The sequence below is a fragment of the Pseudarthrobacter sp. B4EP4b genome (assembly GCF_006680095.1).
In the GTDB taxonomy this organism is placed as follows: Bacteria; Actinomycetota; Actinomycetes; order Actinomycetales; family Micrococcaceae; genus Arthrobacter.
Window position 1 is genome coordinate 12,005 of record NZ_VHIJ01000038.1, and the last position, 12,766, is coordinate 24,770.

A 12,766-nucleotide genomic window follows, 5' to 3' on the forward strand; every position below is an offset into this window, starting at 1 on the left:
TCATGTCCGGCGGAATGCAGCGTGCGCGAGGTCATTGACCCGGTGAGGGGCGAGGGCATATTCGACGGCCAAGATGCTTGCACCAATCACTCCAGCTTCAGGCCCGGTTTCGGACTGGGTGATATTCAGGTGCTGGGTCGCCAATGGTGTTGAGCGTGCATAGACCGTTTCACGTATTCCAGCGATCAGATGTTCTCCGGAATGTGACAGCGATCCGCCCACCACAATGAGCGCCGGGTTGATGAAGCTCACGCACATGTTGAGCATTTCCCCGATGTCGCGTCCGGCCTGTCTGACCGCTTGAATAGCAGCCATATCGCCGGAACGAACGAGCGAGACCACGTCATTTCCGGTGATTGCCTCGAGCCCGTTCCCGCGGAGCTGCGCGGCGATGGCGGGGGTGCCTGCGATGGCCTCCAGGCAGCCACTCTTGCCGCAGCGGCAGAGAATTCCTGCTCCCCTGGAAACGGCGATATGACCGACGTCTCCAGCCACCCCTGCCGCACCCCGCTGCAACATTCCCCCACTTACTACCCCGGAGCCGATACCGGTGGCGACCTTAAGGAAGATCATGTTGTCCTCATCAGGCCAGCGCGCGGCCCGTTCTCCGAGGGCCATGAGGTTGACATCGTTATCGACCAGGACGGGAACGTCAAAGGTCTGCCGCACGTAGGCGGGGACATCGAATCCATCCCAGCCCGGCATTATCGGCGGGCTGGTCGGCTTTCCGGTGGAGTGTTCAACGGGACCGGGCAGCCCGATACCGACAGCGATGATATCCGCTGTTGAACACTCCATCACGTGCAAATGACCCTTCAGCGTCATCAGCAGCCAGTCCAGAACAGCTTCCGGCCCGCACGAAATTTCAAGTTGTTCGGTGGCTTCCACCAAAACCCTTCCCGACAAGTCGGTGAGTGCAACAGTGGCGTGTGTGGCGCCGACATCAGCGGCAGCGGCATACTTTGCCGCCGGGTTGAAGGCTAGCCGCGCCGAAGGACGGCCTCCGGTGGAAGGGGCATCGGATACGGGAACAACCAGTCCGAGTTTTAGGAGCGGCTCCAGGCGGGAATTGATGGCAGCCCGACCCAAGCCGGTTATCCCGGCCAGCTCTGCCCTGGTTCGTGGACGTCCGTCCCGAAGGATATGTAAAAGTTCGCCGGGACCGCCGTTGTCCATGTTTCTCCGTTTCGGGGCTCAATGATGATGTGGACGGTGAGGCTGAGGCCGTGACAACAGGCTCACAGGACCCCGAGAGGGGCCGCATCCCACCCAGTGTCAAGCGGTCCGCTTGTGTCCGTCCACTCATCGACACGCGCAGCATCAAAAAGTGCAACTTTGCCGCGCATTCCAACTCCCTAAGCGTCAAAAGGTGCAGACTTTTGCTGATGCCCTGACTAAAGACAAGTGCTGCATGTCACTGTTTTGGCCATGGAAAACAACCGAACCACGACAACCACCTCCCCATTGCGGGCCGGGTTCGTCGGCGCCGGGTTCATGGCTGAGGTGCACAGCAGGGCCGCTCGTGCTTCAGGGGCGGAGATCGCCGCCGTCGCATCCTCGAGTCCTGCCAGTGCCGCCCGCGCCAAAGACCGCTTGGGGGTCGAACAGGCATACGCATCCGTCCAGGACCTCCTCCGGGACGACACGATCGACGTCATCCACGTCTGCACCCCGAACTCAACGCATCATGCGCTGGCCGAGGCCGCGCTCAAAGCAGGCAAGCACGTTGTCTGTGAGAAGCCCCTGGCGACCAACGTGCAGGATGCCGCCGAACTCGTGGAGCTGGCTGATACGGCCGGAATGGTTGCAACCGTTCCCTTCATCTACCGGTTTCACCCGATGGTCCGGGAAGCCCGGGAACGCATTGCATCCGGCCAAACGGGGCAAATCTTCACCATTCAGGGTTCCTATCTTCAGGATTGGCTTCTGAGCCGGGAGGACGATAACTGGCGGGTGGACGCCGGTCTTGGCGGCCCTTCACGGGCCTTCGCCGACATCGGGTCCCACTTGTGCGACCTCCTCGAATTCGTGAGCGGTGAACGGATATCACGGGTCGGGGCCTTGAGCCGCACAGTTTTCTCCGGCCGGGCAAACAATAGGGACGTCCAGACCGAGGACTTGGTTGCGGCCGTCTTCACCACTGAGGGCGGCACGGTGGGAAACCTCCTGGTCAGCCAGGTTGCGCCTGGACGGAAGAACCGCCTGATGTTCGAGATTTCGGGTGCGGAGAGCACCGTTCAGTTCGACCAGGAAGCCCCGGAGACGTTGTGGCTTGGCAAACGGGCCGGTTCCCAGTTGCTTGTCCGCGACCCGGACGCCCTCAGCCCCGAAGCGGCACGGCTCAGTGTCCTGCCGGCAGGGCATCCGCAGGGTTATCAGGATGCTTTCAATGCATTTGTTGCCGACACCTACGCCACCATCCATGGGGACATCCGCGACGGCTTGCCCACCTTCCGGGACGGCCTCAGGTCAGCCGTCCTCACCGAAAGCATCATCGAATCCAGCAAGGGCGGCGAATGGGTCGACGTCCCATACGTGAAAGAACTAGAAGGAGTGCAGTAATGAAAATCATCCAGGTAGGCCTCGGCGCGTGGGGCGCTTCATGGCTGAACGTTATTCACCAAAGCAAAACCTGGGAGCTGGCCGGCGTTGTCGACGTCAACCCCGAGGCTGTACGGGCCGCAGGTGAACAGTACGGAATCCCCGCTTACGGCACTATCCAGGAAGCGCTGAAGCACAAGGAAACGTTCGACGCTGTCCTGGTCATCGTTCCGCCCGAGTACCATGCAGCCGTGGCCATCCCGGCCCTTGAGGCCGGCGTGCACACACTGATAGAGAAGCCCCTCGCCCACAACCTTGAAGACGGCATCCGCATCATCGAAGCGGCAGAAAAATCCGGCAAACAGGCTATGGTGTCGCAGAACTACCGTTTCAAGCGCGCCGCGCGCACTGTTCAGCGCCTCATCCGCGAAGGGGTCATTGGAGACCTCGAGCACGTCTTCGTCGACTACAAGAAGAACCCGCCGTTCGAAGGGTTCCGGCTCGAAATGGACGAACCCCTCATCGTGGACGCCATGATCCACCACCTTGACCAGCTCCGTGGCATCGTCGGTATTGAACCCACCACTGTCCGGGCGCGCTCCTGGAACACTGGCACTTCCAGGTTCAAGGGCAACGCCTCCGCGGTGGTGCAATTCGACTGCCGCAACGGTGCCCGCGTCGTATACACCGGTTCATGGAGCTCCTACGGCCCGCAAACCAGCTGGGACGGCGACTGGGAAATCCAAGGCAGCAAGGGCGCCATCACCTGGAAGAACAACGAAGTCACCATCAACTTCGCCTCACTGTTCGACACCGTTTTCCTCGCCGGGGCGGTGGAACGCTCCGGCGTCATGCACGTCGACCTGGACCCGTTGCCGGTCGAGGAACGCCTGGGGACCCTCGCCGCGTTCCGCGACGCCATCGAAACGGGGCAAAAGGCTGAGACGGACGTCACCGACAACATCCAGAGCCTGCAGCTCGTCATGGCCACGGCCGACTCCGCCCGCCAGGATGGTGCGGCCATTTCCTTGAAGACCAACGCCGAACTCTTCGGCAACCACTAGCACTTTCCGACCCGAGGAAGTGTCGAATTGACTGGAGATACAACCATGCAGCCACAAACAGCCACCGGCCCCGCCGGTCCGGTTTCCGGGAAGGCTGGCCCCGGAAAATCCCAAGACAACCCGCGTTCACGGCTATCCGTTGTTGGTGACTTCATCGGTGCGCAGGGCCTGCTCGTCGTCGTCGTGCTCTTCGGTGTACTGCTGACGTTCCTCAGCCCGGTATTCCTGACCACTGTTAACCTGGTAAACCTGCTCTACCAGTGCACGATCCTCGGTGTGTTCGCCATCGGCATGACCTTCGTGATCCTTACCGGCGGCATCGACGTCTCGGTGGGCTCAACCGCTGCCCTGTCGTCCGTGCTGTCCATGGGCGTGATCGTGAACATGAACATGCCACCGGCAATCGGACTACTGACCGGCCTCGTGGTTGGCGCCGGAGTCGGATGCCTCAACGGGCTGATGGTCACCAAGCTGGGCATATCCCCGCTCATCGCGACGCTGGCAACACTTTCCGCCGGGTCGGGCATCGCCTTCGCCTACTCCGATGGCGGCAACATCACTCCCGTACCGAAGATGCTCACCGGCCTCGTCAGCGCGAAAATCGCAGGGATCCCCCTGCTCATCCCGGCCGTTCTGGTACTGGCTTTGCTGGCCCACCTGGCCCTGACCCGCACCACCTACGGACGGTCGATCTACGCCGTCGGCGGCAACAAGGAAGCAGCCCTGCTTGCAGGGATCCGCGTCGACCGCGTGACGATGAATGCCTACATCATCGCCGGTCTCTCCGCGGGGATGGCCGGGCTCCTGCTAACCGGCCGGCTGGCCTCCGGAAGCCCCCGCGCCGGCGACGGTATTGAACTAACCGTGATCGCCGCCGTGGTCATCGGCGGAACCAGCCTCTTCGGCGGCCAGGGAAACATCAAGGGCACCTTGCTCGGTGTGCTGTTGATCGCCATGGTCTCCAACGCCGTGAACCTGCTCGGCATCCCCTCGTCCTACGACCGGATTGTCCAAGGCGTCGTCATCTTCGCGGCCGCTGCCCTGGACGTGTACCGCTACAAGTACGTCCAAAAGAACCTGTCACGGAAACGCAAGATCGGGCCGCCGCCGGCGACAGACCCCAAGACGACCGGCACCACAGCCGGCGGCCCCGTCGCAGCTCGCACCGGTACACCGGCCTGACACGTCACCTCACACCCCGGCTCAGCCTGCACAGCTAAGCATCCAACAGAAAGAGTAAGTCAATGAAGACCTCACCCAAACTTGCGGTCCTTGCGGCAATCTCCGCCGCTGCCATCGCCCTCACCGGCTGCGGCGCACCGAGTGCCGCCCAGGGAGGAGATGACGGAAACAAGACAAAGAAAATTGCCGTCCTGCTCTACAGCCAGAGTTTTGAATTCATGGTTGCCCTCGGGCAGGGCGTCAAGGATAAAGCGGAGGAACTCGGAGTGGAGGTCACCGTCCTCGACGCCAAGGGTGACTCCAACACCCAGATCAGCCAGATCCAGGACCAGCTCGCCCAAGGCGTAGACGGCATCGTCCTCAGCCCGAACAACTCTGCAGAACTGGTTCCCGGAGTCCAGATGATCCACGACGCCGGAAAGACCGTCACAACGGTCGACTCAGTGATCCCGGGCGACATCGCCGACGCCGCCGTCGCATTCGACAACGAAAAGGCCGGCAAACTCGGCGCTGAAGCATTGGCCAAACTGATGGGCAACAAGGGAACCGTCCTTGAATACCAAGGAGCCAAGGGCGCCTACCACGCCATTTTGCGCGGCAAGGGCTTCAGCGAGGGCATCAAGCAGTCCCCAGATATCAAGGTCATCGGCCGTGACGCCCAGTGGACCGCAGATAACGCCCTGTCCCTCACCGTCGACAACTTCACCGCCGACTCAAGCATCAACGGCCTGTTCAGCCACAACGATGAAATGGTGCGTGGCATCGTCTCCGGCCTCTCGCAAATCAACAAAGACGCTCCGGTCGGAGCCGCAAACCACATCCCGCTCGTCGGAGTCGACGGCACACCACTGGCCCTGGACCGCATCCGCAAGGGCGTCCAGGACGCCACGATGGACCAGAACCCGTTCGAAATGGGAGCACTGGCCCTTCAGGCCGAGGTTGATCTGCTGGACGGCAAGCAGGTGCCCAGGATGCAGCTGACCGACACCAAGCTCATCACCAAAGAGAACGTCGATGATCCAAAGCTCTGGGGCAACATCTTCAAGGACTAGCGCCCCAGAGCAGTGACGGCCGGGCCGAGGTTAGTCCCTTGGCCCGGCAGCAACAAACCAATTCCAACTCAAGGAGAAACATGTCCCGCTTCAAGTATTCCTACAACGCCATCGTCTACTACCAGGAAGACATCGCCAAAGGCATCGACCGCGTCGCCCGCTACGGCTACGACGCCATCGAACTCGTAGGAGAACCGGCAACGCACAACGTCGAAGAAATCAACCGGCTCACCAAGGACGCAGGCATTGACGTCAGCTCCATCTGCAGCATTTGGTTCGGCGAGGAACGCGACCTGATCAACCCCAGCGCCGCCAACCGGCAGAAGGCCCTGGACTATGGCAAGTCGGTAGCCGACTTCGCCGCCGCCGTCGGAGCTCCGACCATCATCGTCGGCCCGTCCCCGGTGGGTAAGACCGAGGCCCTGGCCAGCGACGAACAGGAATGGGAATGGGCTGTGGAGAACGTCCGCACCCTCGGCGAATATGCAGCCAATGTTGGCGTCAACATCACTCTCGAAGCGTGGAACCGCTACGAGACGCATTTCCTGAACCGGCTCGACCGCGCCGTTGAACTTCTGGACGCTACCGGCCTGAAGAACGGGGGCGTGCATGGTGACCTCTTCCACATGAACATCGAAGAAGACAGCATTCATGGCGCCTTCGCCCGTGCCGGCAGCAAGGTCAACCACGTCCACCTGGCCGATTCAACCCGTGCAGCCCCTGGCGTAGGACACACCGACTTCCGTCCCACCCTGCAGACGTTGAAGGACATCAACTTCGACGGCTACCTGACCTTCGAGCTCCTGCCCGCCGCGTCGAACCCCTTCGCCATGATGGCACGCAACGGCCACCTGGAATTCCTGGATTCCTATACCGAAAAGGCTATTAACGAAATGAAGAAGCTGGAACAGGAGCTGTGGCCCAATGAGTAAATACGAGTTCGGCGTCAGCACTTTCATCCTCGTCTCCCCGTTCACCGACAACGACGTCGATCAGTTCGATGTCGCCAAGGAGATGGGCTACGACCTGATCGAGGTTTGCATTGAAGACCCCGCAGTGGTCAGCGCGGAAGCACTGAAGAAGGCCTCAGAACGAACCGGACTGCCTGTGTCAATCTGCGGTGCGTTTGGACCGGACCGGGACGTCTCGCACGAGGACCCGCAGAAGCGGCGGCAGGGCATCGAATACCTGAAACTGTGTGTCGACATCGCCCAGGCCGTCGGGTCACCCCACGTGGCCGGCCCGATGTACTCCGCCACTGGCAAAGCCCGGTTACTTCCCCAGGAGGAACGCCAGCAGCAGCGCCAGTGGGCGGCAGACAGCCTGCGTGAAGTGGCCGACTACGCCTCCGAACGCGGCGTCACTCTGGCCATAGAACCGCTCAACCGGTTCGAAACCGACCTTGTGAACACCGTCGAACAGGGTCTGGAACTGTGCGGGCTGATCGGCCGGGACAACGTGGGCCTGATGCTCGACACGTTCCACATGAACATCGAAGAGAAGAACATCGGCGCGGCCATCACTGCCGCGGGTGACAAAGTCTTCCACTTCCAGGTGTCAGAAAACGACCGCGGAACGCCCGGCAGCGGTCACGTGCCATGGTCCGAGACCTTCGACGCACTGAAAACGATCAACTACCAAGGTTCCATTGTGGTCGAATCATTCCTTCCCACGGTCGAGGAAATCGCCAAGGCCGTTTCGCTCTGGCGGCCGGTGGCGCCATCCATGGACGCTCTGGCCCGTGACGGACTCACCTTCCTGAGGAGGGAACTGGCATGACCGAGAAGCCCGGACGCGCTCCAGCAATCGTTGAAGCACGCAATCTCGTAAAACTGTTTCCGGGCGTAGTCGCCCTCTCCGGCATGAACTTTGAGCTTCATGCCGGAGAGGTGCACTGCGTCTGCGGCGAAAACGGAGCAGGAAAATCAACGCTGATCAAGACACTCAGCGGGTTCTACACTCCGGACGAAGGCGGGGTGTACGTGGACGGCGAGCTCATGCCCTCCAGCACGGTGGCATCCAAGGCGGCCGGCATCGCCACCATCTACCAGGAGCACAATCTGGTCCCGGACCTGTCCGTGGCCGAGAACGTTCTTCTAGGAAACTGGGGTGGACACAACGGCATCCTCTCCCGCCGGGAGATCCGCAAGCGCGCACGCAAGGCCCTGGACCAGGTTGCACCCCACCTCAACCTCGACACCCCTGCCATGGCGCTCTCAACGGTGGACGGCCAGATGGTCGAAATCGCGCGCGCCATAGCCCAGGACGCGAGGGTCATCATCATGGATGAACCCACCACGGCCCTGACCGAGCAGGACGTTGAAAAACTGTACAAACTCGTCGACGAGCTGCGGAGCAAGGGCCTGGCGATCATGTACGTCTCGCACAAACTGGAGGAAGTCTTCACACTGGCCGACCGGATCACCGTCATCCGCGAAGGCAAAACGGTGGCCTCCTCCGTCACCGCGGATGAACTTGACGCCCGTTCCGTGGTGCAGCTGATGGTAGGCAAGGACGTCGACCTCTATGAGCACATTCCCCGCGAACGCGGTGACCTTGTTCTCGAGGCGCGGGGCCTAAGCCTTGCCGGTGCCTTTGAGGACGTTGACCTCCAGCTGCACGCAGGAGAGATCGTTGGACTCGCAGGGCTCGTCGGTGCGGGCCGGACCGAGGTCGCCCGTTGTATCTACGGGGCCGACAAAGCCGACGCCGGAACCGTTCAGGTAAACGGCCGGAAACTTAATCTTCATGGCGCCTCAGCCGGCATCGCCGCCGGTATTGCCCTCGTCCCGGAGGAGCGGAAGCTGCAGGCCATCATTCCAATGCTGTCCATCCGCGAAAACACCACCCTGACGCTCCTGAAGCAGGTCAGCAAGTGGGGCATCTTGCAGCGGGGCCATGAAAAGAAGATGGTTAACGGCTATATCAAGGAACTCGATGTCAGGACCCCGTCCGCCGAAACCCCGATACAGTCACTTTCCGGCGGCAACCAGCAAAAGGTCATCATCGCCCGCTGCCTGGCAAGCAATCCCAAGGTCCTCATCCTGGACGAGCCGACAAAGGGCATCGACATCGGTGCTAAAGCCGAAATCCACCGTTTGATCGAACAGCTGGCCCGTCGAGGCGTGGCCGTGCTCGTGATCTCCAGCGAGCTCCCTGAGCTGCTCGAGCTCTCCGACAGAGTGATGGTCATGCGGGCCGGCCGAGTGGTGGCCGAACTGGACAAAGCCCAGGCAACCAAAGAAAACGTCATCGCTTACGCCGCTGCGTAGGCAATCCCACCAGAACGGAAACAATTATGACCTACCAAGAGCCCCGGTCGTTCACCTTGTTCACCGGCCAGTGGGCCGACCTGCCCTTCGAGGAAGTCGCGCGCCTGGCGTCCGGCTGGGGCTACGACGGCCTGGAGATCGCCGTCTCCGGCGACCACCTGGACGCCTGGCGCTGGGACGAACCCGGCTACGTCGACTCCAAACTCGCCATGTTGGAGAAGTACAACCTGAAGGTCTGGGCCATCTCCAACCACCTCAAGGGCCAGGCCGTCTGCGATGACCCCATCGACTTCCGCCACGAAGCCATCGTCGGGTCCAAAGTCTGGGGCGACGGCGACCCCGAAGGCGTCCGCCAACGCGCCGCCGAGGAAATGAAACACACCGCCCGGCTCGCCAAGGCACTGGGCGTGGACACCGTCGTCGGGTTCACCGGCTCCTCCATCTGGCAATACGTCGCCATGTTCCCGCCCGTCCCCGACAAGGTCATCGACGCCGGCTACCAGGACTTCGCCGACCGCTGGAACCCCATCCTGGACGTCTTTGACGAATGCGGCGTCCGCTTCGCCCACGAAGTCCACCCGAGTGAGATCGCCTACGACTACTGGACCACCGTCCGCACCCTCGAAGCGATCAACCACCGCCCCGCCTTCGGCCTGAACTGGGACCCGTCCCACATGATGTGGCAGGGCATCGACCCCGTCTCCTTCATCTGGGACTTCAAGGACCGGATCTACCACGTGGACTGCAAGGACACCAAGATTCGCCAGACCGGCCGCAACACCGTCCTGGGCTCCCACCTGGCCTGGGGCGACCCGCGCCGCGGCTGGGATTTCGTCTCCGCCAGCCGCGGCGACGTCCCCTGGGAAGCATCCTTCCGCGCCCTGTCCGCGATCGGCTATAACGGCCCCATCTCCGTCGAATGGGAAGACGCCGGCATGGACCGCCTCCACGGCGCCCCCGAAGCCCTCGCAGCACTCAAAAAGTTCGACTTCCCGCCGTCGAACACCTCCTTCGACGCCGCCTTCAAGCAGTAAGGATTGGTGATTCAACGCCAGTGCTGTCTTCAAGCCCCCGCTTGAGGACAGCACTGGCGTCTATCGTGATTACCCAAGCCGCACGTCAAAGCGCCGCCGGTACTCCGTGGGCGTTGTGGAAAAGGCGTCGGCGAAGTTTTGACGCAGGGTGACCGCGTTGCCAAAGCCGCAGTCGGTGGAGACCTGGTCTATCGACAGGTCTGTTGTCTCCAGCAGCCGCCGGGCTGCGTCGAGGCGGCGGGCGCGGATCCAGGCCGCCGGCGTGGTCCCGGTAGCTGCCCGGAAGGCGCGGACGAAGGTGCGGCGGCTCAGGTGGGCCTGGGCCGCCAACCGGTCAATGGTCAGCGGTTCGCCCAGGCGGGCCAGCGCCCATTCGAGCAGGCGCGAGATCGGATCATCTGTGGAGCGCTCCGGCACGGGGTGCTCGATGTATTGCGCCTGTCCGCCCTCCCGGTGCGGGGCGATGACCAGGCTGCGTGCCACCTGGTTCGCGGCTTCCGCTCCCAGCTTGGCGCGCACGAGGTGCAGGCAGGCGTCCAGGGCTGAGGCGGTTCCGGCGGAAGTCAGGACGTCGCCGTGATCGATATAGAGCACAGACCGGTCGAGCGGGACGTTGGGGTGCCGAACGGCCAGCGAGTCGAATGCCTGCCAGTGCGTGACGGCCCGGCGGCCCGCGAGTAAGCCGGCGTCGGCTACGGGGATCGCACCTAGGCACAACCCCAAGATCGGGGCCCCGCGCCCGTGTGCCCCCTGGAGCACCTGCCGCAGCGAATCACTGGGGACGCGCCCGTCGTCGAACCATGAAGGCACCACCACCACGTCCGCTTCTTCCGCGGCCTCCGGCCCTCTCACCTCCCCCAGCCGGTAGCCCTCAGCGGTGGTGATTCCGCCTGCCTGCTCAGAAAAGAGGACAGTCTTCCACGCGGCAAGGCCCTGGCGGGCCACCTCGTCAAAAACCATCTGTGGAACGGCCAGGTGGAACATTGTCGCCCCATCGAAGGCGTATACCGCGATCCGCAAAATGCCCCTTTCCCTACCTTGGCCCAAATCCATCGTACATTTGCCTTCGTGCCACTGTTTCCGCGCATGGGCAGCGGCAAGACTGGAAACGTCGCCAAAAGGCAGTGAAGAGAAACCCAAGGGAGAAACAAGAACATGACCAGCCCCCGCCGCGCCCTCATCCTCATCGACGTGCAGCAGCAGTACTTCAGCGGCCCCCTCGAGATCCAGTACCCGCCGCACCAGGAGTCCCTGCCCACCATTGCAAAGGCCATCGACGCCGCCACCGCCGCGGGCATTCCCGTTGCCGTCATCCAGCACTCGGCAGGCGAAGGCGCGCCAGTCTTTGCGCCCGGCACGCCCGGCTTCGAGCTGCACCCCGAGATTGAACGCCGCAAAACCGCCGAATGGAAGTCACTGGTCAAGCAGTACGGCTCCGTCTACGCCGGCACGGACCTCGCTGAATGGCTGCGGCAGCACGACGTCGACACTGTCACCTTGGCCGGCTACATGGCCAACAACTGCGTGCTCGCCTCCGCCGTGGAGGCAGAGTTCCTTGGCTTCAGCACCGAGGTCCTCTCAGACGCCACCGGCGCCATCAACCTGGCGAATGAGGCAGGCTTCGCCGACGCGAAGACTGTGCACACCACGCTCCTTGCGCTGCTGAACTCGAACTGGGCAGCGGTAGCCGACACCGTCACCTGGACCAACGCACTGAAGACCGGGCAGGCCCTCTCCAGGAGTGACCTTGGCAGCTCCGCCATGGCGGGTTCGGAACTCGTCCCCCAAGCCTAGACCGCAGCCCCGGGCCTCCCCGCCTGCTTGCGGCGCGGGGCCCGGGAACATCCCCAGCAACCGCGCCGTTGCAAACACGGGGACCAAGCCTCACCGGATTTCAAGGACTGTTTACATGAAGTGGATTCTTCTCGCCGGCGCGATCCTGAGTGAGGTGACGGCGTCGCTCTCCTTGAAAGCGGCCCTGGACAACCCCGTGTTCTTCGTTGTTGTGGTTGCGGGCTACGCCGCATCCTTTGGCTTCCTCGCAGCAGTCCTCCGGAAGGGCCTTGGCCTCGGCGTCGCCTACGGCATCTGGGCTGCGCTGGGAGTGACACTCACGGTGCTGCTGGCCGCCCTGATCTTTGGCGAGGCGCTGACCCCGGTGATGATGATCGGCGTCGCGATGGTCATTGGCGGAGTGCTGTGCGTTGAACTCGGGTCGCATAAGGAGCCGGCAGAAGAACGGGAACAAGAAATGGTGAACTCATGATGTGGCTGCTGCTGGCAGGGGCCATCCTCACCGAGGTGACCGCCACCCTCTTCCTGCGCGTCGCTTCCACCGGCAAGCGGCGCTGGTACCTGCCGGTCGCCGGTGGGTACGTCCTGGCATTCACGCTCCTCACCCTGACCCTGGACCAGGGCATGAGCCTCGGAGTGGCCTACGGCATCTGGGCAGCCGCCGGCGTCGCGCTGACGGCCCTGGCGAGCCGTGTCTTCTTCAAGGAGACGATCACCCCCGTGATGATGCTGGGGCTGGGCCTGATCATCGGCGGCGTCCTGCTCATCGAGCTCGGCGCGACACACTAAGGCCCGGTGAGCCCTGACGACGGCGGTGGGCACCAACG

13 protein-coding genes are annotated in these 12,766 nt (G+C 62.7%); 11 read left to right on the plus strand and 2 right to left on the minus strand.

The genetic code is table 11. From position 1 onward, the window contains the following. Positions 1-1,176, minus strand: a complete 1,176-nt coding sequence (locus tag FNL14_RS13385) for an ROK family transcriptional regulator (protein WP_142060766.1) — start codon at positions 1,174-1,176, stop codon at positions 1-3. A 252-nt stretch (positions 1,177-1,428) separates the two neighbouring features. On the opposite strand from FNL14_RS13385, the gene FNL14_RS13390 reads away from it, so the two are divergent. The 8 genes from FNL14_RS13390 (at position 1,429) to FNL14_RS13425 (ending at position 10,145) form a co-directional block, all read left to right on the plus strand. After that, a complete protein-coding gene (locus FNL14_RS13390; RefSeq protein ID WP_142060768.1) occupies positions 1,429-2,562 on the plus strand; it encodes a Gfo/Idh/MocA family protein in 1,134 nt (377 codons plus the stop codon). Further along, on the plus strand, positions 2,562-3,605 hold the full coding sequence (locus tag FNL14_RS13395; RefSeq protein WP_142060770.1) for a Gfo/Idh/MocA family protein: 1,044 nt from the start codon (positions 2,562-2,564) through the stop codon (positions 3,603-3,605). Before FNL14_RS13390 ends, FNL14_RS13395 begins: the two co-directional genes overlap by 1 nt. 45 nt (positions 3,606-3,650) lie before the next feature. Beyond that, positions 3,651-4,787: an ABC transporter permease gene (locus tag FNL14_RS13400; protein WP_091423873.1), complete on the plus strand. Its 1,137-nt coding sequence runs from the start codon at positions 3,651-3,653 to the stop codon at positions 4,785-4,787. A 62-nt stretch (positions 4,788-4,849) separates the two neighbouring features. Next, a complete protein-coding gene (locus FNL14_RS13405; protein ID WP_142060772.1) occupies positions 4,850-5,839 on the plus strand; it encodes a sugar ABC transporter substrate-binding protein in 990 nt (329 codons plus the stop codon). A gap of 80 nt (positions 5,840-5,919) precedes the next feature. Then, the gene (locus tag FNL14_RS13410; protein WP_142060774.1) at positions 5,920-6,771 is read left to right on the plus strand and encodes a sugar phosphate isomerase/epimerase family protein; all 852 of its coding nucleotides are present in this window, start codon (positions 5,920-5,922) and stop codon (positions 6,769-6,771) included. Next, positions 6,764-7,618 carry a sugar phosphate isomerase/epimerase family protein gene (locus FNL14_RS13415; protein ID WP_142060776.1) on the plus strand — a complete coding sequence of 285 codons (855 nt, stop codon included), beginning with the start codon at positions 6,764-6,766 and terminating at the stop codon, positions 7,616-7,618. Before FNL14_RS13410 ends, FNL14_RS13415 begins: the two co-directional genes overlap by 8 nt. Beyond that, on the plus strand, positions 7,615-9,111 hold the full coding sequence (locus tag FNL14_RS13420) for a sugar ABC transporter ATP-binding protein (RefSeq protein ID WP_142060778.1): 1,497 nt from the start codon (positions 7,615-7,617) through the stop codon (positions 9,109-9,111). The genes FNL14_RS13415 and FNL14_RS13420 overlap by 4 nt, the downstream gene beginning before the upstream one ends. A 26-nt stretch (positions 9,112-9,137) precedes the next feature. After that, entirely contained in the window at positions 9,138-10,145 is a 1,008-nt protein-coding gene (locus tag FNL14_RS13425) for a sugar phosphate isomerase/epimerase (protein WP_142060780.1), read from the plus strand. Between the two features lie 69 nt (positions 10,146-10,214). Here FNL14_RS13425 and FNL14_RS13430 read toward each other — a convergent pair whose 3' ends face one another. Then, positions 10,215-11,165 (minus strand): GlxA family transcriptional regulator, encoded by a 951-nt coding sequence (locus FNL14_RS13430; RefSeq protein WP_142060783.1) that lies wholly within the window; start codon positions 11,163-11,165, stop codon positions 10,215-10,217. A 135-nt stretch (positions 11,166-11,300) separates the two neighbouring features. Here FNL14_RS13430 and FNL14_RS13435 point away from each other — a divergent pair, with 135 nt between their 5' ends. The 3 genes from FNL14_RS13435 (at position 11,301) to FNL14_RS13445 (ending at position 12,728) form a co-directional block, all read left to right on the plus strand. After that, entirely contained in the window at positions 11,301-11,939 is a 639-nt protein-coding gene (locus FNL14_RS13435; RefSeq protein WP_142060785.1) for an isochorismatase family protein, read from the plus strand. Positions 11,940-12,054: 115 nt separating this feature from the next. After that, positions 12,055-12,411 (plus strand): multidrug efflux SMR transporter, encoded by a 357-nt coding sequence (locus tag FNL14_RS13440; RefSeq protein WP_142060787.1) that lies wholly within the window; start codon positions 12,055-12,057, stop codon positions 12,409-12,411. After that, positions 12,408-12,728, plus strand: coding sequence for a multidrug efflux SMR transporter (locus FNL14_RS13445; protein ID WP_142060789.1), 321 nt, complete (start codon positions 12,408-12,410; stop codon positions 12,726-12,728). The genes FNL14_RS13440 and FNL14_RS13445 overlap by 4 nt, the downstream gene beginning before the upstream one ends. The last annotated feature ends 38 nt before the right edge of the window (positions 12,729-12,766 follow it).